We start from the raw sequence: 22,348 nt of genomic DNA on the forward strand, positions 1-22,348 counted from the left end.
AGTATCTCCTAATGTCGAATCAGATGGCCGCTGGCCGGGAGTAACTGGCTATCGAGTAACGCACCTTGTTCACCAAGGCTCAGTCGGCCTTCGGCAAACCAGCGAATGGCCAGTGGGTAAATACGGTGCTCTTGAGCATGGACCCGTTGCGCGAGCGTTGCGGGCGTGTCGTGCAACTGTACCGAAATAACAGCCTGTACGACCAGTGGGCCGCCATCGAGTTCCTCGGTAACGAAATGCACGCTGCAGCCATGCTCGGTGTCGCCGGCCTCCAGCGCACGCTTGTGCGTGTGCAAGCCTTTGTAACGCGGCAGCAGGGAAGGGTGAATATTCAGCAGGCGGCCATGGTAGTGGCGAACGAATCCTGCGCTGAGAATGCGCATGAACCCGGCCAATACGACCAACTGTGGCTGGAAGGCGTCGATCCGTTCGATCAGCGCTGCATCGAAGGCTTCACGGCCCTCGTATGCGGTGTGATCCAGTACGCAGGTTTCGATGCCTGCGTCCCTTGCACGTTGAAGGCCGAATGCATCTGCGCGGTTGGAAATCACCGCGCGGATGCGGACGGGGCTGGCCCCGTCCTTGAAGCTGTCGATCATCGCTTGCAGGTTGCCGCCGGTGCCGGACAACAGCACCACGACTTCGCAGATGGCTGGCATCAATGCGCCTTGAGGTTTTTCAGCTCGACCTGTGCTGCGCCTTCGGCAGCGGTGGCGATCTGGCCGATCACCCAAGGCTGCTCGCCAGCTTCACGCAGCACCTTCAGTGCTGCTTCGACGTGCTCCTGAGCGACGCAGATCACCATGCCCACGCCGCAGTTCAGCACGCGGTGCATCTCGTTTTCCGCAACGTTGCCTTGCTGCTGCAGCCAGTCGAACACGGCCGGACGCTGCCAGCTGGCGACGTCGACCACGGCCTGAGCGCCTTCCGGCAGTACGCGTGGAATGTTGTCGAGCAGGCCGCCACCGGTGATGTGGGCCATGGCCTTGACTGCGCCGGTTTCCTTGATCAGCTTGAGCAGCGGCTTCACGTAGATGCGGGTCGGCGCCATCAGCAGTTCGGTCAGTGGCTTGCCGTCCAGCTGGATGTTTTCGATATCGGCACCTGCCACTTCGATGATCTTGCGGATCAGCGAGTAGCCGTTGGAGTGCGGGCCGGACGATGGCAGGGCGAGCAGGGCGTCACCGGCAGCGACTTTCGAGCCGTCGATGATCTCGGCCTTTTCCACGACGCCGACGCAGAAGCCTGCCAGGTCGTAGTCTTCGCCTTCGTACATGCCCGGCATTTCAGCGGTTTCGCCGCCGACCAGCGAGCAGCCAGCCAGTTCGCAGCCGGCGCCGATGCCGGTGACGACCTGAGCGGCGGTGTCGACGTTCAGCTTGCCGGTGGCGTAGTAATCGAGGAAGAACAGTGGCTCTGCGCCGCAGACCACCAGGTCATTGACGCACATGGCGACCAGGTCGATGCCGATGGTGTCGTGCTTGTTCAGGTTCAGCGCCAGACGCAGCTTGGTGCCCACGCCGTCGGTGCCGGAAACCAGAACCGGTTGCTTGTAGCCGGCCGGGATTTCGCAGAGGGCGCCGAAGCCTCCCAGGCCGCCCATGACTTCCGGACGCTTGGTGCGCTTGGCGACGCTCTTGATGCGTTCGACCAATGCTTCACCGGCGTCGATGTCTACACCGGCGTCTTTATAGCTCAGGGAGGGTTGCTTGCTCATAGAAAATCCAGGCCTTTAGGGGGGATTCGGAGGTATCGACCGCTGCGTTAGGGCCCGTTCAGCACCGCGCTGTCATGCGGTGGTAATGTTGGGGCCATGGCGATTGCCGGTCTGCGAAGGCGCGCGATTTTATCAGGCTTGCTCATCAGGGGCCATCCTTGCGCCGACAACAGGGCGGTGTTGCACCAAATTAACCTCGAGCAGGTGGCCTGTCAGTGCGACCCTGGACGTTTAGGGTGTACTTTATGCGCGAACTGAATGATAGGTGGTTCATGTCTGTCCCAGACTGGTACACCTGCTGAAACCGCTTCTTTTTACTTTTTTCCGTTCGGGAACTGTCCATGCGTTTTTCCAGAATTCTTCTAGTCGGCTGTCTGTCCCTGATCAGCCTTCCCAGCCTTGCCGAAACGGTCAGCAACCTTTATCAGGTTCGCGAGCCGGTCAATGGCCAGTCGCCCGATGAGCGCACGCGGGCCACGCAGGCCGCCGTCGAAACCCTGGTGCTGCGCCTGACCGGCGACGCCAAGGCCGTGCAGGGCTCGGCCATCGCCGCACTGCGCAAGGACCCGCAGCAGATCATCAGCCAGTACGGCTACGAGGCCGGCCCGCCGGAAACCCTGCTGGTCGACTTCGATCCGGCCACCACCGACCGTGCCTTGCACGATGCGGGGTTGCCGATCTGGGGCAGCAATCGCCCGTCGATTCTCGGCTGGTGGCTGAATGACTCGGTGGAAGGCTCGAATCTGGTCGGCGACGGTCAGGCCGCTGCCGAACCCTTGCGCCAGGCCGCTCAGCACCGCGGACTGCCGCTGCGTCTGCCGCTGGCTGATTTGAGCGAGCAGGGTATCGGTAATGCGAAAACCCTGGAGGGCGCTGACCCTGCGCCGCTCAAGGAAGCCTCCGAGCGCTATGGCGCTGACGCGATACTGGCCGTGCACGCCCGGGAAGATGGCGGTCAGTGGCAGGGCAAATGGCGCTTGTGGCTGGGTGATCAGCGCGAACAGGGCACCGCAACCGGTGCCACGTCCGAGGCCTTGGCCGATGCGGTGCTGCTGTCGGTCAGCGAGCGTCTGGCTCCGCGCTTCGTCGCCAAGCCCGGTGCGTCGACCGGCATGCTGATCCAGGTCCAAGGCATGACACTCGAGCGCTATGCGCAACTGCTTCAGTTACTCGAACCGTTCGGCGTGCGTCTGAGTTCTGTCGAGGGCGATAAAGTGGTGTTTGAGGTCAGTGGCAGCACCGATCAGCTACGCTCGCAGTTGTCGCTGGCCAAATTGCAGGAAGTGCCCGCAGCCGAAGCAGCCGCTACCGCAACGTCGCCTGCTGCGCCTGTCGATGCGACTGCGCCGGTTGCGCCAGCCAATGGAGCTGCTGCTGTTCCGGCACCTGCGCCCGCACCGATGATTGTTCCGGCGTCTGCGCCACAGCTCTATTTCCGCTGGTAACCCGGCAAGAACGCTTTTCCACTGGCTTGAGGGATGTTGATGACTGATACGCGGCGTTGGTTCTGGATCGGCGGCCTGGCCTTGCTGGTTGCATTCGTGGTGCTGTTGCACACGATCCTCACTCCTTTTCTGGTGGCGTTACTGCTGGCCTACATGGGTGATCCGCTGGTGGACCGTCTGGAGCGCGCCGGACTGTCCAGAACCCTGAGCGTTGTGGTCGTGTTCGGGTTGTTCACGCTGGTGCTGATGGCGTTGCTGCTGGTTCTGGTGCCGATGCTCGCCAAGCAGTTGTTCCGTCTTTACGAGCTGGCGCCGCAGATTCTTGACTGGCTGCAGCACTCGGCGTTGCCGTGGGTCCAGGCCAAGTTCGGGCTGGCAGACGGGTTCTGGAAGTTCGACAAGATCAAGGCAGCCATCTCCGAGCATATGGGCCAGGCCGGGGACATCGTCTCTATCGTGCTGTCCCAGGCTACGGCGTCCAGCCTGGCGCTGATCGGCTGGCTGACCAATCTGGTGCTGATCCCAGTGGTGTGTTTCTACCTGCTGCGTGACTGGGACATCATGACCGGCAAGATCCGTGGCCTGCTGCCGCGTCAGCGTGAAGGGCAAATCGTCAAGCTGGCGGGCGAGTGCCACGAAGTGCTGGGCGCGTTCATACGCGGTCAGTTGCTGGTGATGGTCGGCCTTGGCGTGATCTATGCGGCCGGTCTGATGCTGGTCGGGCTGGAGCTGGGCCTGCTGATCGGCGTGATTGCCGGTCTGGCGGCCATCGTGCCTTATATGGGGTTCGTGATCGGTATCGGTTCGGCGCTGGTGGCCGGGCTGTTCCAGTTTGGCGGTGACCTGTACCCGATGATGGGGATTGTGGCGGTGTTCATGATCGGTCAGGCCCTCGAGGGGATGGTGCTGACGCCGTTGCTGGTCGGTGATCGCATCGGCCTGCACCCGGTCGCCGTCATCTTCGCGATTCTGGCGGGTGGCGAGCTGTTCGGCTTCACCGGCATTCTGCTGGCCCTGCCGGTGGCGGCGGTGATCATGGTGCTGGTGCGCCACATGCATGATCTGTACAAGGACTCGGAAATCTACGCAGGCGCGGAAGATCCGGAGCTGTAATATCGATGCAAGCCTCTTCGCCGCCCGGTGAAGAGGCTCATGCCTTGAGTGCATGCCCCCTGCAAACGCCCTGTCCTGGGCTCTGTACGAAAAGTGGCTGCGCTCGGTGATGCTTCGTTAAAAACAGGCTCGGATGCGAGTCCAATCGGAATGCTCATTTACAACACGTAGAGTCGAGCGCGACCCCGGCCGTTCCTCGCCTGTTTTTGCCTTGCCTGACCTTCGCTCGCCGACTTTTCGTACAGCGCCTGGACGGCGCTTTACTCACCCTGACGCAAACCTTTGATTTTGCTTGAGGTCTGTCGCATTGTGCGACCAGCGTCACGGGTATAAACTTTGCGCTCTTTACACAGAGGCCTTGACGGTTTGCATGAGCCGTTAGTCAGCATGAAACCGATTCAGCTGCCCCTGAGTGTGCGTCTGCGTGATGACGCCACTTTCGTCAATTACTATCCAGGCGCCAACGCCGCTGCACTCGGCTATGTCGAGCGGCTGTGCGAAGCCGACGCTGGCTGGACCGAAAGCCTCATCTATCTGTGGGGTAAGGACGGAGTAGGGCGCACGCACCTGCTGCAGGCTGCCTGCCTGCGTTTCGAGCAGTTGGGCGAGCCTGCAGTGTATCTGCCGCTGGCCGAAGTCATAGATGAAGGCATCGAGCTGTTCGATCATCTGGAGCAGTACGAGCTGGTGTGTCTGGACGATCTGCAGGCGATCGTCGGCAAGCCCGACTGGGAAGAAGCGCTGTTTCATCTGTTCAATCGTCTGCGTGACAGCGGGCGTCGTCTGCTGATTGCCGCGTCCAAATCGCCCCGCGAATTGCCGGTAAAGCTTCCCGACCTGAAATCGCGCCTGACCATGGCATTGGTGTTCCAGATGCGCGGTCTGTCCGACGAGGACAAGCTGCGCGCCTTGCAACTGCGTGCTTCACGGCGCGGCCTGCACCTGACCGACGATGTCGGGCATTTCATCCTGACGCGTGGTACACGCAGCATGAGCGCGTTGTTCGAATTGCTCGAGCGCCTCGATCAGGCGTCACTCCAGGAAAAGCGCAAGCTGACCATTCCCTTCCTTAAAGAGACCCTCGGGTGGTAGATCAGGCGCTGTTGATGCAGACGGCGGCTGCCTTGCGCCATGCACAACGGATTCTGGTGATCACCGGGGCGGGTTTGTCTGCCGATTCGGGGTTGCCGACCTACCGTGGTGTGGGCGGGCTTTACAATGGCAAGACCGATGATGGCCTGCCTATCGAAATGGCCCTGTCCGGGCCCATGCTGCGTCGTGACCCGGAGCTGTGCTGGAAGTACATCGCTGAACTGGGTAGGGCGTGTCTGGGTGGCGAGCCGAATGTCGCGCATTACGCCATCGCCCAGTTGCAACGCATCAAACCCGAGTGCTGGGTGCTGACCCAGAACGTCGACGGTTATCACCGTGCGGCGGGCAGTCCGCCGGAGCGCCTGATCGAAATTCACGGGCAACTCTTGCCACTGTTTTGCCAATCCTGCGGTGCTGAGGATTCGCAATTGAGTGAGCACTTGCAGCGCCCTTTGCCCCCCTTATGCCCGGCATGTAGTGGCATTTTGCGACCGTCCGTCGTTCTTTTTCAGGAAATGCTTCCCGAAAAAGCCCTGGAAACACTGTATGAACAGCTGGCTAAAGGCTATGACGCGGTGCTGAGTATCGGCACCACCGCAAGCTTCCCCTACATTCACGAACCGGTCATTCGCACCAGGGTTTCCGGGGGTTTTACCGCAGAAATCAATCCGCAGCCGACGGATCACAGCGCGCAGATGGACGTCTTTTTGCCGTACCGTGCGGCACATGTCATGGCCGAACTCATAAGTCACATCTAGTTCGATTGAATTTGCAAATCACCTTCATAAAAGGCATAGTCTCGCCATCTTAACTAGTCAGCCACGGTTGTGCCCATGCAAGTTGTTCGCTTCGCACCCCTCGTGCCTCTCGCACTCGTTACATTTCTCTTCGGTTGCTCGGCCAATATGCCGGTCGCACAGCAGGAACAGGCCCAGCCAGTTCCACGCTATCAGAGCGCGATCAATGCCAATGCCCAGTCCGCAGCCCGTCGCGCCGACGCGGCAGTCCTGCAGGACGAGCTCGCTACCGAAGACGAACTGGCCCAGTTCGCTGATAACAAGTCTTACCAACTGCCGGCCCTGGCCGACAGCATCCTGGAGCGTGGCAAGTCGCTGATCGGCACACGCTACAAGTTCGGCGGCACGTCGACTTCTTCGGGTTTCGATTGCAGCGGCTTCATCGGTTATCTGTTTCGCGAAGAGGCCGGCATGAGCCTGCCACGTTCCACGCGTGAAATGATCAACGTCAACGCACCTCTGGTGGCGCGCAACAAGCTTCAGCCGGGCGATGTGCTGTTCTTCAGTACTCGCGGTCGCGGTCAGGTCAGCCACGCAGCGATCTACGCCGGTAATCGGCAGTTCATCCACTCCAGCAGTCGCCGCAGCGGCGGTGTGCGCATCGACAGCCTCGATGACGCCTACTGGAGCAAGACCTTCATCGAGGCCAAGCGGCCCCTGGCGATGGCCCCGGGTACTGTTGCAGTAAAATCGACACCTGAAGTAACGCAGACAACGGCGATGACTTCGACTACAGTCAAGACCGCGCCCAAGCGGCGTAAATAAATAGAACGCGCAGTACAAGACCTTCGGGTCTTTCTGCGTTTTTGAGCTTCTCGGCAGCGTAAGCCGCATCCGGATAGGTTGTTGTGGTTATGTCGATTGCGTTGCGCCTGTTAGTCATTTCTATTGCTGCGTTGCTCGGTGCCTGCGCCAGCGCGCCGCCCCCGCCCAAAGCGCCCCGGATCGTTCAGCGTCCGGTGGTCACTGCTCCTCCCCAGATTCTTTCTCCAGCTGCCGAAGACGTGCTGTTTCGTGCGTTGGGGCTGGTTGGTACGCCTTATCGCTGGGGCGGCAACACGCCTGACTCCGGTTTCGATTGCAGCGGTCTTATAGGTTATGTCTATCGTGATGCGGCCGGCATTTCCCTGCCACGTTCCACACGCGAGATGATCGTGATGGGCGCACCGAATATTCGCCGCGAGCAACTGCAGTCAGGTGATCTGGTGTTCTTTGCCACGTCAGGTGGTTCGCAGGTGTCGCATGCGGGGATTTACGTGGGCGAAGGCCGCTTCGTGCATGCGCCGGCCACCGGTGGCACGGTGAAGCTCGACAGCCTCGACAAGCCTTACTGGCAGAGAGCCTACCTCAACGCCAAGCGCGTGATTCAGCCGTCCAGTCTGGCGCAGAATCGGCCTTAGGCAGGAACCGCTGATCAGCGGCTTCCCCCAGCTCCAGCCTCAGGATCGGACGCAGAGCGTTCAGAAAGGCGTGTCCACGCTGGAGCGTGGCACGCTGGGGATCGCCGCAGCTGTGCCGGCCTCTTCGCGAGCAAGCTCGCTCCCACAGGAATAACCGCTCGGCGTTACTGAGCAGCCTTGGCTGATGTCACGCGCCAGATCTTGTTGCCGACATCGTCCGCCACCAGCAAACCGCCGCGCTGGTCATTGACCACGCCAACCGGACGGCCCATGGCTTTTTCATCCTTGTTGAGGAAGCCGGTCAACACATCGACCGGTGTGCCGTTGGGTTTGCCGCCACTGAATGGAATGAACACCACCTTATAGCCGCTGTGCGGTTTGCGGTTCCATGAGCCGTGCTGGCCAATGAACAGGCCTTCGTTGAACGGTGCAGCCAGTGTCTTGCCGTCGGCGAACACCAGGCCCAGCGAAGCGGTGTGCGGACCTACTGCGTAATCCGGGGCAATCGCCTTGGCGACCAGTGCCGGATTCTGCGGCTTGACGCGCTCGTCGACATGCTGGCCGTAGTAGCTGTAAGGCCAGCCGTAGAATGCGCCGTCCTGCACCGAGGTGACGTAGTCAGGCACCAGATCGCTGCCGATCTCGTCGCGCTCGTTGACCGCCGTCCACAGTTTGCCGGTCTTCGGCTCCCAATCCATGCCGTTGGGGTTGCGCAGGCCGGACGCGAAGATCCGGTGGTTGCCGGTGGCCGCGTCCACTTCCCAGATCGCCGCACGACCCTCTTCCTTGTCCATGCCGTTTTCGGCCACGTTGCTGTTGGAGCCCACGGTCACGTACAGCTTGCTGCCATCCTTGCTGGCGATGACATTCTTGGTCCAGTGGTGATTGAGCGTGCCGCCCGGCAGGTCGACCACCTTGGTCGCCTGCGCGCTGATCGAGGTCTGCCCGGATTCATACGGGAAGCTGATCAGGCGATCGGTATCGGCGACATACAGCTTGTTGCCCACCAGGGTCATGCCGAACGGCGAATTGAGGTTTTGCAGGAAAACCGTGCGCGTCTCTGCCACACCGTCCTTGTCCACATCGCGTAGCAAGGTAATGCGGTTGGCGCTGGGCACGCCGGCACCGGCGCGGCCCATGACTTTTTCCATCACCCAGCCGCGAATGCCTTTGGAGTCATCCGGTTTGGCGGGCGAATTGGTTTCTGCGACCAGCACGTCACCGTTGGGCAACACATACAGCCAGCGCGGGTGGTCGAGGTTTTCGGCGAACGCAGCCACTTGTGTGCCCGGCGCGGCGACCGGCTTGGCGCCTTTTTCCCAGCCTACGGCAGGGGCGATGTTGACGGTCGGGATCAGCGTCTTGTTGGGCTCCGGCAGCTTGGGCGAGGGGCCTGTTCCATCCGAGACTTGCAGTCTCGAAGACTCGCCGCAGGCAGCGAGGCCGCCGGCGACCAGAAGCAACACTGCGTAGTGGGGTCTGAGTTTGAACATTGTCGATCTCCATTAACAAGGGCATGGTCCAGTAACTGATAGAGGCACCGCCAACCCGCTAGGTTCAATCACGTTCCGCGGCGACGGTGTCGATTGACGCTCCCGGTCCAACCCTCTACCCTTCGCGGTTTGTTTCAGGTGCTCTGCAATCCCCGATTGGCAGAGTGAAACAGGGAAGCCGGTGTGGGTCGACAGATCCGATCCCGGCGCTGCCCCCGCAACGGTAAATGAGTCAAGGCTGTGCCTGACGCCACTGTGTTTCGACATGGGAAGGCGCGCAGCCGGGGTGACCCGCTCATGAGCCCGGAGACCGGCCTGAATCACTCAATGACATCACGGAGGGTGATGTTCTGTGCAGGGCGTTGCCGTGCTGTCCAGTGCTGTCCTTCCGTCTGTTGTCGCCTGCCCCGAGCGGAGAACCCAGATGAACGAATCCCCCGAACGCGACGAACGCCATCTGGCGCGCATGCAGCGCAAGAAAGCCGTCATGGACGAGCGTATCGCCAGCTCGCCCAACGAGTGCGGCCTGCTGCTGGTATTGACCGGCAATGGCAAGGGCAAGAGCAGCTCGGCATTCGGCATGCTCGCCCGCGCCATGGGCCACGACATGCAGTGTGGTGTGGTGCAGTTCATCAAGGGCCGCAACAGCACGGGCGAAGAAATGTTTTTCCGCCGTTTCCCCGAGCAGGTGCGCTATCACGTAATGGGTGAGGGCTTCACCTGGGAAACCCAGGATCGCCAGCGCGACATCGCCGCCGCCGAAGCCGCCTGGGCCGTGTCTCAGGAAATGCTTCGCGATCCGGCCATTGGTCTGGTGGTACTCGACGAACTGAACATCGCCCTCAAACATGGCTACCTTGACCTTGAACAGGTGCTCAGCGACCTGCAGGCACGTCCGCCGATGCAGCATGTATTGGTGACTGGCCGCGGTGCCAAAGCCGAATTGATCGACCTGGCCGATACCGTTTCCGAGATCGGCGTGGTCAAGCACGCGTTTCAGGCCGGTATTCGTGCGCAGAAAGGTATCGAGCTGTGAACCCTTCATCATTGAGCGCATTGCAATGAGAGCCCCGCGTGATTGTCCGGCGGTATTGATCGCTGCGCCTGCCTCCGGGCAAGGCAAAACCACGGTGACCGCTGCACTGGCACGCTTGCACCGCAACCAGGGGCGCAAGGTCCGGGTGTTCAAGTGCGGCCCGGACTTTCTTGACCCGATGATTCTCGAGCGGGCCAGTGGTGCGCCGGTCTATCAACTGGACATGTGGATGGTCGGTGCCGATGAAAGCCGTCGCCTGTTGTGGGAGGCGGCTGACGAGGCGGACCTGATTCTGATCGAAGGGGTCATGGGGCTGTTCGACGGCACGCCGTCGAGCGCCGACCTGGCCCGGCATTTTGGCGTGCCGGTACTCGGTGTGATCGACGGCACGGCCATGGCGCAGACGTTTGGCGCACTGGCGCTGGGCCTGGCGCGCTATCAGCCTGATCTGCCGTTCGCCGGCGTGCTGGCCAATCGCGTCGGCACGGTACGCCATGCGCAGTTGCTGGAGAACAGCCTGACCGAAGGCCTGCGCTGGTACGGCGCACTGTCCCGGGAAGTCGGCTTCGAATTGCCCAGCCGTCATCTGGGGTTGGTCCAGGCCAGTGAGCTCAATGATCTGGACGTGCGTCTGGACATGGCTGCTGCGGCGCTGGCCAGCACCTGTGAAGTGGCTTTGCCGCCGGCCGTGACCTTTACGGCGCCCGACCCGGTTCATGTCGAACCGCTGCTGCGCGGCGTACGCATTGCCATCGCACGCGATGAAGCCTTTGCCTTTCTGTATGGCGCGAGCCTGGAACTGCTGAGAAACATGGGCGCCGAGCTGAGTTTCTTCTCGCCAATCCATGATCGCGAGCTTCCCGAGGCCGACAGCCTGTACCTGCCCGGTGGCTACCCGGAGCTGCACCACGTGGCGTTGGCCGCCAATGGCACAATGCAGGCTTCGATCAGGGCTCACCATATTGCCGGCAAGCCGATTCTTGCCGAGTGCGGCGGCATGCTCTATTTGCTCGAAGCCCTGACCGATGTCGAGGGCGTGCGCGCCGAACTGGTCGGCTTGCTGTCCGGTGAAGCGGTCATGCAGAAGCGTCTGGCGGCGCTGGCCTTGCAGGCCGTCGAGCTGCCCGAGGGCACGCTGCACGGTCATACCTATCACCACTCGCTGACCAGCACCGAGCTGCAGCCGATTGCGCGTGGCGTCAGCCCCAATGGCGGGCGCGGCGCAGAAGCGGTCTATCGTTTGGGTCGTCTGACCGCGTCCTACGTGCATTTCTATTTTCCTTCCTGCCTCCGGGCGATTGCGGCGCTGTTCAAACCATGACCGAGCAAGCGTTCAGCCCCGAAGAGCGGGCTGCGGTGTACCGCGCTATCGCCGAACGTCGCGACATGCGCCACTTCATCGGTGGTACGGTCGCGCCCGAGCTATTGGCGCGCGTGCTCGAAGCCGCGCATCAGGCTCCCAGCGTCGGGCTGATGCAACCGTGGCGCTTCATCCGCATCAGCGACCCGCTATTGCGCGCCAGGATGCGGGCGCAGGTGGAGGAGGAGCGTATTCGTACCGCCGAGGCGCTGGGGGAGCGAACCGACGAGTTCATGAAGCTCAAGGTCGAAGGCATCAACGACTGCGCAGAAGTGCTGGTCGCCGCGCTGATGGAAGGGCGTGAGCAACACATTTTCGGGCGTCGCACCTTGCCCGAAATGGACATGGCATCGCTGTCCTGCGCGATCCAGAACCTGTGGCTGGCATCGCGTGCAGAAGGCCTGGGCATGGGCTGGGTGTCGCTGTTCGACCCCGAGGCATTGGCCGAACTGCTGGGCATGCCTGACGGCGCGAAGCCGCTGGCGATCATTTGCCTGGGACCGGTCAAGGAATTCTATCCTGCGCCAATGCTGGTGATGGAAGGCTGGGCGCAGGCGCGTCCGCTGCACGAGCTGCTGTACGAGAATCAATGGGGAGTGAATCAATGAGTGTGGCGCTGTTGAGCGTCGCCGGGGTCGCGCTGGATGCGCTGCTCGGTGAGCCAAAACGATGGCATCCGCTGGTGGCGTTCGGCAACTTCGCCAATCGGGTCGAGCAGCGTTTCAACAGTGGCGGCCGTGGCTGGCGCAGTCACGGCGTTACCGCCTGGGTCATCACCGTTGTGCCGCTGACGCTGCTGGCCACGCTGCTGAGCTGGTTGCCTGGCGTGGGCTGGCTGTTCGAGATTCTGGCGCTGTATGGCGCGCTGGGCATGCGCAGTCTGGGCGAGCACGTTCAGCCAGTGGCGCAAGCGCTGCGCAGTGATGATCTGGTTGAAGCACGTCAGCGGGTCGGTTATCTGGTCAGTCGCCAGACCACTGAGCTGGACGCTACCGAAGTCGCCCGCGCAGCCACCGAGTCGGTGCTGGAGAACGGCAGCGATGCGGTGTTCGCGGCGTTGTTCTGGTTTGTCGTGGCCGGTGCGCCCGGCGTGGTGCTGTACCGGCTGAGCAATACGCTGGACGCCATGTGGGGCTATCGTAACGAGCGCTTTGAGCGTTTTGGCTGGGCTGCGGCGAAGATCGACGATCTGCTCAACTATATTCCCGCACGTCTTGTGGCACTGACTTACGCCTTGTTGGGCAAGACCCGACTGGCGCTGCGTTGCTGGCGCACACAGGCTCCGGCCTGGGACAGTCCGAATGCCGGTCCGGTGATGGCCGCTGGCGCAGGCGCGCTGGGTGTCGAACTGGGTGGCGCGGCGATCTACCACGGCGAGTTGCATCAGCGTCCGCAACTGGGTGAGGGTGCGCCTGCCGACGCGGACTCGATCGATCGCGGCTGGCAACTGGTGCAGCGCGGCGTCTGGTTATGGCTGCTGGTCATCTGCGTGGCGGCTGAATTTTATGCTTGAGCACGGCGGGCGGTTGCGAGCGGCGGCGCAGCATTACGGTATTCAGCTAGCCGACTGGCTGGACCTGTCCACCGGGATCGCGCCCTGGTCGTGGCCCATCCCGGAGATTCCGACGCGTGCCTGGGCGCGGTTGCCCGAGACCGACGATGGTCTGGAAGCGGCGGCCTGCAGGTATTACGGTGTGTCCCGGTTATTGCCGGTGTCTGGTTCGCAGGCCGCGATTCAGGCACTGCCGCGGGTGCGCAGCGGAGGGCGAGTTGGCGTTCTGTCGCCCTGCTACGCAGAGCACGCGCATGCCTGGCGCAAGAACGGTTTCGTGGTCCGTGAGGTGGGTGAGCAGGAGGTCGACTACTTCCTCGACAGCCTGGACATACTGGTAGTGGTCAACCCCAACAACCCGACCGGTCTGCACCTGAGCGCCGAGCGCTTGCTGGAGTGGCATGCACGACTGGCCGAGCGCGGTGGCTGGCTGGTCGTCGATGAAGCGTTCATGGATAACACGCCGGGCATGAGCCTGGCGGCCGAAACGGGGCGCAGCGGGCTGATCGTCCTGCGTTCGTTTGGCAAGTTTTTCGGCCTGGCTGGCGTGAGGCTCGGTTTTGTCATGGCCGAGCCGGTGCTGTTGAGGATGCTGGCGCAGGAAATCGGCCCTTGGTCGGTCAGTGGGCCAACCCGGATCATCGGTCAGGTGTGCCTCAGTGATCAGCAGGGGCAGGCGCGTCAACGTGAGCGCTGTGACCAGGCCCGCGACCGGCTGGTGGCGTTGCTCGACCGCTACGCCCTGACCCCGCAAGGCGGCTGTGCGCTGTTCCAATGGCTGGTGACCCCTGAGGCGCAGACGCTCTATGAGTTTTGTGCGCGGCGCGGCGTGCTGCTGCGTCTGTTCAAGGGTGACACCTCCGAGTCGTCCAGTCTGCGTTTCGGTCTGCCCCGCGACGAGGCCGACTGGCTGCGGCTGCACGATGTTCTGCTTGAATACCGCAAGGAATACCCATGAGCACGCTGATGGTACAAGGCACCACCTCCGATGCCGGCAAAAGCACTCTGGTGACGGCCCTGTGCCGCTGGCTGACTCGTCAGGGCGTCAAGGTCGTGCCGTTCAAGCCGCAGAACATGGCGCTCAACAGCGCGGTGACTGCAGACGGCGGCGAGATCGGCCGCGCGCAGGCCGTGCAGGCGCAGGCGTGCTACCTCGAACCGCACACCGACATGAACCCAGTGCTGCTCAAGCCCAACAGTGACACGGGCGCGCAGGTGATCATTCACGGCCGTGCAGTGACCACCATGAACGCGGTGGCTTATCACGGCTACAAAGAGATCGCCATGCAGGCGGTGTTGGAATCGCATCGGCGCCTGGGTGAAAGCTACCCGGTGATCGTGGTCGAGGGCGCGGGTTCTCCGGCCGAGATCAACCTGCGCGCCAACGATATCGCCAACATGGGCTTTGCCGAGGCGGTCGACTGCCCGGTGCTGCTGATTGCCGATATCAATCGTGGCGGGGTGTTTGCCCATCTGGTCGGCACCCTCGAGCTGCTGTCGCCCAGTGAGCAGGCGCGGGTCAAGGGTTTCATCATCAACCGTTTTCGCGGTGACATCGCCTTGTTGCAGCCGGGCCTGGACTGGCTGGAAGCACGCACCGGCAAGCCGGTGGTTGGCGTGCTGCCCTACGTGATGGACCTGCACCTGGAAGCCGAAGACGGCCTGGACCAGCGCCAGACCGACAAGGTCGAGCATGTGCTGAACGTGGTGGTCCCGGTGCTGCCTCGCATCAGTAATCACACTGATTTCGACCCGCTGCGCCTGCACCCTCAGGTCAATCTGCAGTTCATCGGTCCCGGCCAGGCGATTCCTCCTGCGGACCTGATCATTCTGCCCGGCTCGAAAAGCGTGCGCAGCGATCTGAACTACCTGCGCAACAATGGCTGGGACACCGCCATCGAGCGGCATTTGCGTTATGGCGGCAAGCTGATGGGGATCTGCGGCGGCCTGCAAATGCTCGGTGAGCAGGTGCACGATCCTCTCGGGCTGGAAGGCGCAGCCGGGTCCAGCGCCGGGTTTGGCCTACTGGCAATGAGCACGGTGCTGGAAGCGGAAAAGCAACTGCGCAATGTGCGCGGTCGTCTGACCCTGGAAGACGCCGAGGTCAGCGGCTACGAAATTCATGCCGGGGTAACGACAGGGCCGGCGCTGGAGCAGGCTGCCGTGCAACTGGACGACGGGCGTTGCGATGGCGCGCAGAGTGTCGACGGGCAGGTGCTCGGGACTTACCTGCACGGCCTGTTCGAATCACCTGCGGCCTGTAGCGCGTTACTGCGCTGGGCGGGGTTGGCGAACGTGCAGTCCGTCGACTATCACGCCCTGCGCGAGCGCGACATCGAACGTCTGGCGGACTTGGTGGAAAAACACTTGGACGGCCCATTGCTTCGCGAACTGTGTGGCCTGGAGGCGAACTGAATGCTGCAATTGATCCTCGGCGGCGCGCGTTCCGGCAAGAGTCGCCTGGCGGAAAAACTGGCCGTCGACAGCACGCTGAAGGTGACCTACATCGCCACCAGTCAGCCTCTGGACGGCGAAATGAATCAGCGTGTTGCCAGTCATCGCGCACGCCGTCCCGAGCACTGGGGGTTGGTCGAAGAGCCGATCGAGCTGGCGCGGGTGCTGCGCGAAAATGCGGCGCCCGATTGCTGCCTGCTAGTCGATTGCCTGACCCTCTGGCTGACCAATCTGTTGATGCTCGACAACCCCGAGCGCCTGCTTCAAGAACGTGAATCCCTGCTCGACAGCCTTGCCGGGCTGCCGGGTGAAATCATTTTTGTCAGCAACGAAACCGGGCTTGGCGTCGTGCCGCTCGGCGAAATGACCCGTCGCTATGTCGATGAAGCCGGCCTGTTGCATCAGGCGCTGGCCGAGCGTTGCCAGCGTGTCGTGTTGACCGTTGCCGGCTTGCCCCTGACGTTGAAAGGAACCGCGCTATGAGTAATTCCTGGTGGCTCAAGCCTGCACAGGCCATTGATGTACCGATGCGCGAGGCGGCACTGGCCCGTCAGCAGCAACTGACCAAACCCGCCGGTTCGCTGGCGCAACTGGAGCGCCTGGCGGTACAGCTGGCCGGTTTGCAAGGGCGTGAGCGTCCGGCCGCCGATCAACTGTGGATCGCGATTTTTGCCGCTGATCATGGTGTCGTCGCTGAAGGTGTGTCGGCGTATCCACAGGAAGTCACCGGGCAGATGCTGCACAACTTCGTCAACGGCGGCGCCGCGATCAGCGTGCTGGCGCGTCAGCTCTCCGCGCAACTGGACGTGGTCGATCTGGGCACTGTGTCGCCAATGGATTTGCCCGGGGTGCGCCATCTGCGCATTGGCGCGGGCACCGCCAATTTTGCCTACGGGCCGGCCATGAGTGTCGAGCAGGGGCTCGCTGCCCTGCAGGCCGGGCGTGACAGCGTATTGCGCGCCAAGGCTGTCGGCACTGAACTGTTCATCGGCGGCGAGATGGGCATCGGCAACACCACAGCCGCCAGCGCAGTCGCCTGCTCGTTGCTGGAGTGCGCTGCGCCGTTGCTGGTCGGACCCGGTACCGGGCTGAACGCCGAGGGCATTCAGCACAAGACTCATGTCATCGAGCGCGCACTGGCATTGCACGCCGATCAGGCGGGAGACCCGTTGAACAGCCTGTTCTGCCTGGGCGGCTTCGAAATCGCCGCGCTGACCGGTGCGTACCTGGCCTGCGCGCAGGAAGGTATTGCGGTACTGGTCGACGGTTTCATTTGCAGCGCGGCCGCGCTGGTAGCGGTGCGCCTGAATCCTTCCTGCCGCAACTGGCTGTTGTTCGGTCATCGGGGCGCCGAACCGGGCCATCGGCATCTGCTGGAAACGCTGCAGGCCGAACCGCTGCTGGACCTCGGTTTGCGTCTGGGCGAGGGCAGCGGTGCCGCACTGGCTGTGCCGCTGGTACGCCTGGCGTGCGAGCTGCACAGCGGCATGGCGACGTTTGCCGAAGCGGCTGTGGCGGATCGCCCCGCATGACCTTACACCTGGACCTGTTGCGGCACGGCGAAACCGAACTGGGCGGCGGCCTGCGCGGCAGTCTCGACGACGCGCTGACCGAGTCTGGCTGGCAGCAGATGCGTGCGGCGGTGGTCGATGGCGGCCCTTGGACGCGGATTGTCAGCTCGCCGCTGCAACGTTGCGCACGTTTCTCCGAAGAGCTGGCGCAGCGCTTGTCGTTGCCTCTGCACCTGGAGCCAGGTTTGCAGGAGCTGCATTTCGGCGACTGGGAAGGGCACAGCCCTGCGCAACTCATGGAAACCGATGCGCAGGGCCTGGGTCTGTTCTGGGCGGACCCCTACGCGTTCACACCCCCCAACGGCGAGCCGGTGCTGGATTTCTCGAACCGGGTATTGAGTGCCATTGAGCGTCTGCATCAGGCTTACGCCGGTGAGCGCGTGTTGCTGGTCAGTCATGGCGGTGTCATGCGCTTGCTGGTGGCGCAGGCGCGTGGTTTGCCGCGTGAGCAACTGTTGCAGGTGGTGGTCGGGCATGGCGCGCTGTTGTCGATTCAGGTCGCTGCTGATCGCGTACTCACGGAGATCTGAGATGCTGCCGTTCTGGATCGCCCTGCAATTTCTCGGCAGCCTGCCGATCAGACTGCCGGGCATGCCGCGCCCTGAAGAGCTAGGACGCTCCTTGCTGTACTACCCGTTGGTCGGGGCGGTGTTCGGCACGCTGCTGCTGGGCTTCAACACCTTGCTCAGTGGTACGCCGCTCATGCTGCACGCCGCGCTGGTACTCAGTGCCTGGGTATTGCTCAGCGGCGGCCTGCATCTGGACGGTCTGGCCGACAGTGCTGACGCCTGGCTGGGCGGCTTCGGTGACCGTGAACGCACCTTGAAGATCATGAAGGACCCACGCAGCGGGCCTATCGCCGTGGTCACGCTGGTCCTGGTGCTGCTGCTCAAGTTTGCTGCGATTCTGGCGCTGATCGAGAGCCATGCCAGTGTCTGGCTGCTGTTGGCGCCGGTGATCGGGCGCGCGGCCATGCTTGGGCTGTTTCTGGGAACGCCGTATGTACGTTCCGGGGGATTGGGGCAGGCGCTCGCCGATCACCTGCCGCGTGGCCCTGGACGCAAGGTTTTGGCCGCCACTGCCATTGCGTGCGTGCTGCTCGCCGGCTGGTCAGGGGTAGCTGTATTGCTGGTCTGCGCCGTTTGTTTCTTCTGGCTGCGACAGTTGATGATGCGCCGTCTGGGCGGCTGCACCGGCGATACGGCCGGGGCATTGCTCGAGCTGCTGGAATTGGCGGTGCTGCTGACGCTGGCGCTGCTTTGAGACCCTGCACAACGCTTTGTTGACAGCTTTTACCGGCAGCGCGTAGCTTCGCGAATCGCGGGTCAAACCATGTAACACAAAGCGCAGGGAGCTTAACCATGACATCGATCTGGCGTACCAGTGGCTGGGTTCTGCTGGGCAGTGCGTTGATTCTTGCGCTTTCGCTGGGTACGCGGCACGGCTTCGGTCTGTTTCTGGCACCCATGAGTGCCGAGTTTGGCTGGGGGCGTGAAGTCTTTGCCTTTGCCATCGCCCTGCAGAATCTGATGTGGGGCCTGGCGCAGCCCTTCGCCGGGGCGCTGGCAGATCGATTCGGGGCGGCGAAAGTCGTCTTCGTCGGCGGTGTGCTGTATGCAGCAGGTCTGCTGTGTATGAGTACCGCCGATTCTTCCCTCAGCCTTTCATTGAGCGCCGGTCTGCTGATCGGTATCGGTCTGTCCGGCACATCGTTTTCGGTCATCCTGGGTGTTGTGGGGCGTGCGCTGCCTGCGGAAAAACGCAGTATGGGCATGGGGATCGCCAGCGCCGCCGGCTCATTCGGTCAGTTCGCCATGCTGCCCGGTACATTGGGTTTGATCAGCTGGCTGGGCTGGTCCGGCGCCTTGCTGGTGCTGGGTGTGATGGTGGCGTTGATCCTGCCTCTGGTGGGCATGCTCAAGGATACGCCGAGTGTATCCACCGGCGTCGAACTGACCCTCGGCGAGGCGCTGCGCGAGGCGTGCTCGCATTCGGGGTTCTGGCTGTTGGCGCTGGGGTTCTTTGTCTGCGGTTTTCAAGTGGTCTTCATTGGCGTGCACTTACCGGCCTACCTGGTGGATCAGCACTTGCCCGCCAAGGTTGGCACTACAGTGCTGGCCCTGATTGGCCTGTTCAATATCTTCGGCACCTATACCGCAGGCTGGCTGGGCGGGCGCATGTCCAAACCCCGGCTGCTGACTGTGCTTTACCTGTTGCGCGCGGTGGTGATCGTGCTGTTTCTCTGGATACCCTTGAGTCAGACCACGGCGTATCTGTTCGGCGTGGCGATGGGCTTGCTGTGGCTGTCGACCGTGCCGCTGACCAACGGTACGGTTGCGACACTGTTCGGTGTGCGTAACCTGTCGATGCTGGGCGGCATCGTCTTTCTGTTTCACCAGTTGGGCGCCTTCCTCGGTGGCTGGCTGGGCGGGCTGGTGTATGACCGCACCGGCAGCTACGACCTGATCTGGCAAGTCTCGATCCTGCTGAGTCTGCTCGCGGCGGCGCTCAATTGGCCGGTGCGCGAGCGCCCGGTGGCGCGCTTGCAGGCGCAGGGCAGTCTGGCATGAGTCGGCGATGGCCTTTGCTGATGGCACTGCTGGTGGGCGCGGTGGTGCTGGGATTGCTCTGGTGGGCCTGGCAGCATGTCGGGCTGGCCGCTCTGCAATTGGGAATGGGCGCTTGCTAGGCAGACGCTCCGGCATGGGGTAGCGTGTCGGCAGACGACAACAATATTCAGGGCCGCCATGATGAACATTCGCTTTCTTTCGATCCCTCTTTTGTTGCTGGCCGTGAGCGGTGCAGCGATGGCTGCCGACTGCCCGCCATTGCTGCAAGGCGAATTGCCCAAGCTGCGCGCCAAGGAAAACATCGACCTGTGCAAACGCTTCGCCGGCAAGCCGCTGGTGGTGGTCAATACTGCCAGCTTCTGCGGCTTCGCCCCGCAGTTCAAAGGTCTTGAAGAGCTGAGTCAGCGCTACAAGGGGCAGGGGCTCGAGGTGTTGGGCGTGCCGTCCAATGATTTCAAACAGGAAGCCAAGGATGGTGAGGAGACCGCCAAGGTCTGCTACGTCAACTATGGCGTGACCTTCACCATGACCGAGCCGCAGGCGGTACGCGGTGACGATGCGACCCACTTGTTCAAGGTGCTGGCCGAGCAGAGCAGTGCGCCGCGCTGGAACTTTTACAAATACGTGGTTGATCGCCAGGGCAAGGTCATCGCCAACTTCTCCAGCATGACCAAGCCGGATGATCCGGAGCTGATCGCAGCCATTGAGAAGGCGATTGCGTCGAAGCCTTAGGGGCAAAAAAGGGCGGTTTGAGTCTTGTTTGAATCGACCACCCTTGTGTGACGCGGAGTGCCACAAAGAGGACGCAGAGCGTCCAGAACTGCATGCCGACGTGGAGCATCGGCACGCTAGTCAATCAATGCAGGTCTGAGCGCTCCAGGTACGCAATAAAAAAGCCCGCAACCATCACTGGTTGCGGGCTTTTTTTCAGCCTGGCAGTTGCTATCAGAAGCGATAGGTAACCGAAGTGCCCAGGCCGTGAGCGGTGTTGCGGTAGTCGGCGCTGTACGAGCCTTTAGACGGGCTGCTGTCGCGGATCTTGGTTTCGTCTTCACGCAGGTACGAGTACGCCACGTCGATGGTCAGGTCGTCGGTCGGGCTCCAGCCTGCACCGAAGCTGATGATCTTGCGATCGCCGGTCGGGATGCGTGGGGAGCGGTTGACGTTGTTGGTCGGCGACTGATCAACGGAGAAGCCGGTGCGCAGCGTCCACTCTTTATTGACCTTATACGACGCACCGATGGCGTGTGCCCAGGTGTCGTGCCAGTTCTGTTCTTCGGTGATGGTGCCGATTGGGCCTGCGGAACCGCCCAGCAGGGCAGGGACGCCATCGTTGTTGACGGTGATGTCTTGCAGGCGGCTCCAGCGAGTCCAGGTACTGCCGGCGTAGACCGTCCAGTTCTCGTCGATCTGCTGGGTGATGGAGAAGTCCACGGACTCAGGCGTGGAGATGTCCAGCGAAGCGTCATACTTCTGACCGCCGAACGGACCAAAGCCCGAACCTTCGATCTTGGTCTTGCCCTTGAGCTTGTAATCGACCTTGGAGTGGTAAGTCAGGCCCAGGCGGGTGGTGTCGGTAGCCTGGACCAGAATGCCGGCATTGAAGCCGACTGCGGTGTCATCGCCTTCGATCTTCACCTTGCCGTCGTTACGGCCAAGCGAGCCAGTATTCAGGGTCGCAGAGGTCAGCTCGCCGTCGATACGGTTGATCGTCGGGCCGAAACCGATGGAGACCTTGTCGTTGAATGCATAGCTGACGGTCGGCTGGAAGGTCACGACCTGGACGTGACTCTTGTCGCCAAAATAGCGGCCAGCGAAGCCTTTTTCGTAATCAGTGACCAGGCCGAACGGTACGTACACGCCCAGACCAAATGCCCAGTGATCATCGATTGGTTTGACGTAGTAGCCCATGGGTACGCCGACCACCGGAACCATATCGCCGTCGTTGCTGCCGCCAAATGTGCCACGACCGTTGTCGATGTCGGTCTTGGCGATCACGGCAGCTGCGCCGACGCTGATTTGTTCGCGTTTGATGCGGGACATACCGGCAGGGTTGCCGAATACGGTGCTTGCGTCATCGGCTGACGAGGAGCGACCTGCAAAGCCGGTGCCCATGCCGCTGATGCTTTGTTCGTTGAGGGCAAAGCCGGCAGCGAGCAGTTGAGAAGAGGCCAGACCCAGTGCGAGTCCAAGCGTTGTCCGGTTCAGTGCTTTTGTCATTATTTTCATTATTAGAACTCCTTGTTGTTCACCGGTCGAAAATTACCAACATTTTCGACGGCGCGCTATAGGCTGAGGAGCCCGATTTAGAGCTATTCTTGTAGGACAATCCCATCAAGGGAGTAGGAATTGCAATTTAGAGCAAGTTCCAGTGCTGCAGGCATTGTGTGATGCAGACGATACAAAGCGCGCATAAAAAAAGCCCCGCCTTTGCAGTGCGGGGCTTTCGGCTTGCGGTGCAGCGTTTTCGTCAGGCGATGAGGGCCTGACGGGTACGCTCGATCACGGCCTGCAGCGGCTCGGCGCTGGCGTACTGATCGGGGTACAGGCGTTCGCTGTGGCGGGCGATGCCGTGTTCATTGACGATGGTGAAGCTGAAGCAGCCTTTGCGAGCGGCCATGATCAGGCAGTTCATCGGGGCAAAAGCATTGGTCAATGTGTGAATTGCATGTTGAGTCTGAGTATTCATATTCAAGGTGTTTCCTGAAGCAACACGGAACAATACCGTGCAAAAATAAAGATTCCAGT

At 61.9% G+C, this 22,348-nt stretch carries 24 protein-coding genes and 1 riboswitch; of the genes, 19 read left to right on the forward strand and 5 right to left on the reverse strand.

Annotated features, from left to right (window positions below):
* Window positions 1–8: 8 nt before the first annotated feature.
* Window positions 9–659 (reverse strand): phosphoribosylglycinamide formyltransferase, encoded by a 651-nt coding sequence (gene purN, locus LCH65_RS04515; protein WP_226439191.1) that lies wholly within the window; start codon window positions 657–659, stop codon window positions 9–11.
* The gene (gene purM, locus LCH65_RS04520) at window positions 659–1,717 is read right to left on the reverse strand and encodes a phosphoribosylformylglycinamidine cyclo-ligase (protein WP_003344863.1); all 1,059 of its coding nucleotides are present in this window, start codon (window positions 1,715–1,717) and stop codon (window positions 659–661) included. The genes purN and purM overlap by 1 nt, the downstream gene beginning before the upstream one ends.
* A gap of 341 nt (window positions 1,718–2,058) precedes the next feature.
* Between purM and LCH65_RS04525 the strand changes: the two genes are divergently transcribed.
* The 6 genes from LCH65_RS04525 (at window position 2,059) to LCH65_RS04550 (ending at window position 7,564) form a co-directional block, all read left to right on the forward strand.
* Window positions 2,059–3,162 (forward strand): DUF2066 domain-containing protein, encoded by a 1,104-nt coding sequence (locus LCH65_RS04525; protein WP_226439192.1) that lies wholly within the window; start codon window positions 2,059–2,061, stop codon window positions 3,160–3,162.
* Between the two features lie 39 nt (window positions 3,163–3,201).
* Window positions 3,202–4,275, forward strand: a complete 1,074-nt coding sequence (locus LCH65_RS04530; protein WP_003434374.1) for an AI-2E family transporter — start codon at window positions 3,202–3,204, stop codon at window positions 4,273–4,275.
* Between the two features lie 387 nt (window positions 4,276–4,662).
* Window positions 4,663–5,367, forward strand: coding sequence for a DnaA regulatory inactivator Hda (gene hda / locus LCH65_RS04535; protein WP_003369632.1), 705 nt, complete (start codon window positions 4,663–4,665; stop codon window positions 5,365–5,367).
* Window positions 5,361–6,125 (forward strand): NAD-dependent deacylase, encoded by a 765-nt coding sequence (locus tag LCH65_RS04540; RefSeq protein ID WP_226439193.1) that lies wholly within the window; start codon window positions 5,361–5,363, stop codon window positions 6,123–6,125. The genes hda and LCH65_RS04540 overlap by 7 nt, the downstream gene beginning before the upstream one ends.
* A 75-nt stretch (window positions 6,126–6,200) precedes the next feature.
* Window positions 6,201–6,929, forward strand: coding sequence for a C40 family peptidase (locus tag LCH65_RS04545; protein ID WP_003369635.1), 729 nt, complete (start codon window positions 6,201–6,203; stop codon window positions 6,927–6,929).
* Window positions 6,930–7,018: 89 nt separating this feature from the next.
* Entirely contained in the window at window positions 7,019–7,564 is a 546-nt protein-coding gene (locus tag LCH65_RS04550; RefSeq protein WP_065349360.1) for a C40 family peptidase, read from the forward strand.
* A gap of 164 nt (window positions 7,565–7,728) precedes the next feature.
* Here LCH65_RS04550 and LCH65_RS04555 read toward each other — a convergent pair whose 3' ends face one another.
* The gene (locus LCH65_RS04555) at window positions 7,729–9,057 is read right to left on the reverse strand and encodes a sorbosone dehydrogenase family protein (RefSeq protein WP_044309726.1); all 1,329 of its coding nucleotides are present in this window, start codon (window positions 9,055–9,057) and stop codon (window positions 7,729–7,731) included.
* A gap of 119 nt (window positions 9,058–9,176) precedes the next feature.
* Window positions 9,177–9,391: riboswitch (cobalamin riboswitch) on the forward strand.
* Window positions 9,392–9,481: 90 nt separating this feature from the next.
* Here LCH65_RS04555 and cobO point away from each other — a divergent pair.
* The 13 genes from cobO (at window position 9,482) to LCH65_RS04615 (ending at window position 20,332) form a co-directional block, all read left to right on the forward strand.
* Window positions 9,482–10,093 carry a cob(I)yrinic acid a,c-diamide adenosyltransferase gene (cobO, locus tag LCH65_RS04560; RefSeq protein ID WP_003369640.1) on the forward strand — a complete coding sequence of 204 codons (612 nt, stop codon included), beginning with the start codon at window positions 9,482–9,484 and terminating at the stop codon, window positions 10,091–10,093.
* Window positions 10,094–10,118: 25 nt separating this feature from the next.
* Entirely contained in the window at window positions 10,119–11,414 is a 1,296-nt protein-coding gene (locus LCH65_RS04565) for a cobyrinate a,c-diamide synthase (RefSeq protein WP_226439194.1), read from the forward strand.
* Complete coding sequence (gene bluB, locus LCH65_RS04570) at window positions 11,411–12,061, forward strand: 5,6-dimethylbenzimidazole synthase (RefSeq protein WP_058397285.1); 651 nt, start codon at window positions 11,411–11,413, stop codon at window positions 12,059–12,061. Before LCH65_RS04565 ends, bluB begins: the two co-directional genes overlap by 4 nt.
* Window positions 12,058–12,966, forward strand: a complete 909-nt coding sequence (gene cbiB, locus LCH65_RS04575; RefSeq protein ID WP_003369648.1) for an adenosylcobinamide-phosphate synthase CbiB — start codon at window positions 12,058–12,060, stop codon at window positions 12,964–12,966. The genes bluB and cbiB overlap by 4 nt, the downstream gene beginning before the upstream one ends.
* Complete coding sequence (gene cobD, locus LCH65_RS04580) at window positions 12,959–13,963, forward strand: threonine-phosphate decarboxylase CobD (RefSeq protein ID WP_058397284.1); 1,005 nt, start codon at window positions 12,959–12,961, stop codon at window positions 13,961–13,963. The genes cbiB and cobD overlap by 8 nt, the downstream gene beginning before the upstream one ends.
* Window positions 13,960–15,420, forward strand: coding sequence for a cobyric acid synthase (locus LCH65_RS04585; protein ID WP_096128217.1), 1,461 nt, complete (start codon window positions 13,960–13,962; stop codon window positions 15,418–15,420). Before cobD ends, LCH65_RS04585 begins: the two co-directional genes overlap by 4 nt.
* The gene (cobU, locus tag LCH65_RS04590; protein WP_226439195.1) at window positions 15,421–15,942 is read left to right on the forward strand and encodes a bifunctional adenosylcobinamide kinase/adenosylcobinamide-phosphate guanylyltransferase; all 522 of its coding nucleotides are present in this window, start codon (window positions 15,421–15,423) and stop codon (window positions 15,940–15,942) included. It begins immediately after the preceding gene.
* Window positions 15,939–16,991: a nicotinate-nucleotide--dimethylbenzimidazole phosphoribosyltransferase gene (gene cobT / locus LCH65_RS04595; protein WP_058397281.1), complete on the forward strand. Its 1,053-nt coding sequence runs from the start codon at window positions 15,939–15,941 to the stop codon at window positions 16,989–16,991. The genes cobU and cobT overlap by 4 nt, the downstream gene beginning before the upstream one ends.
* Entirely contained in the window at window positions 16,988–17,560 is a 573-nt protein-coding gene (gene cobC / locus LCH65_RS04600; RefSeq protein ID WP_074808936.1) for an alpha-ribazole phosphatase family protein, read from the forward strand. Before cobT ends, cobC begins: the two co-directional genes overlap by 4 nt.
* A gap of 1 nt (window position 17,561) precedes the next feature.
* Window positions 17,562–18,293 (forward strand): adenosylcobinamide-GDP ribazoletransferase, encoded by a 732-nt coding sequence (locus LCH65_RS04605; protein WP_044309731.1) that lies wholly within the window; start codon window positions 17,562–17,564, stop codon window positions 18,291–18,293.
* 107 nt (window positions 18,294–18,400) lie between these two features.
* Window positions 18,401–19,600: an MFS transporter gene (locus LCH65_RS04610; RefSeq protein ID WP_161420714.1), complete on the forward strand. Its 1,200-nt coding sequence runs from the start codon at window positions 18,401–18,403 to the stop codon at window positions 19,598–19,600.
* Window positions 19,597–19,719 carry a hypothetical protein gene (locus tag LCH65_RS26200; RefSeq protein ID WP_003369667.1) on the forward strand — a complete coding sequence of 41 codons (123 nt, stop codon included), beginning with the start codon at window positions 19,597–19,599 and terminating at the stop codon, window positions 19,717–19,719. The genes LCH65_RS04610 and LCH65_RS26200 overlap by 4 nt, the downstream gene beginning before the upstream one ends.
* A gap of 61 nt (window positions 19,720–19,780) precedes the next feature.
* A complete protein-coding gene (locus tag LCH65_RS04615; RefSeq protein WP_003369669.1) occupies window positions 19,781–20,332 on the forward strand; it encodes a glutathione peroxidase in 552 nt (183 codons plus the stop codon).
* A 213-nt stretch (window positions 20,333–20,545) separates the two neighbouring features.
* On the opposite strand, the gene LCH65_RS04620 is transcribed toward LCH65_RS04615, so the two are convergent.
* Window positions 20,546–21,820, reverse strand: a complete 1,275-nt coding sequence (locus tag LCH65_RS04620; RefSeq protein WP_164989759.1) for an outer membrane protein transport protein — start codon at window positions 21,818–21,820, stop codon at window positions 20,546–20,548.
* A gap of 250 nt (window positions 21,821–22,070) precedes the next feature.
* Window positions 22,071–22,289 carry a hypothetical protein gene (locus tag LCH65_RS04625; protein WP_002554588.1) on the reverse strand — a complete coding sequence of 73 codons (219 nt, stop codon included), beginning with the start codon at window positions 22,287–22,289 and terminating at the stop codon, window positions 22,071–22,073.
* Between the last annotated feature and the right edge of the window lie 59 nt (window positions 22,290–22,348).

Origin of the sequence: Pseudomonas sp. MWU16-30316 (genome assembly GCF_020515645.1) — a bacterium.
Lineage (GTDB): Bacteria > Pseudomonadota > Gammaproteobacteria > Pseudomonadales > Pseudomonadaceae > Aquipseudomonas > Aquipseudomonas cerasi.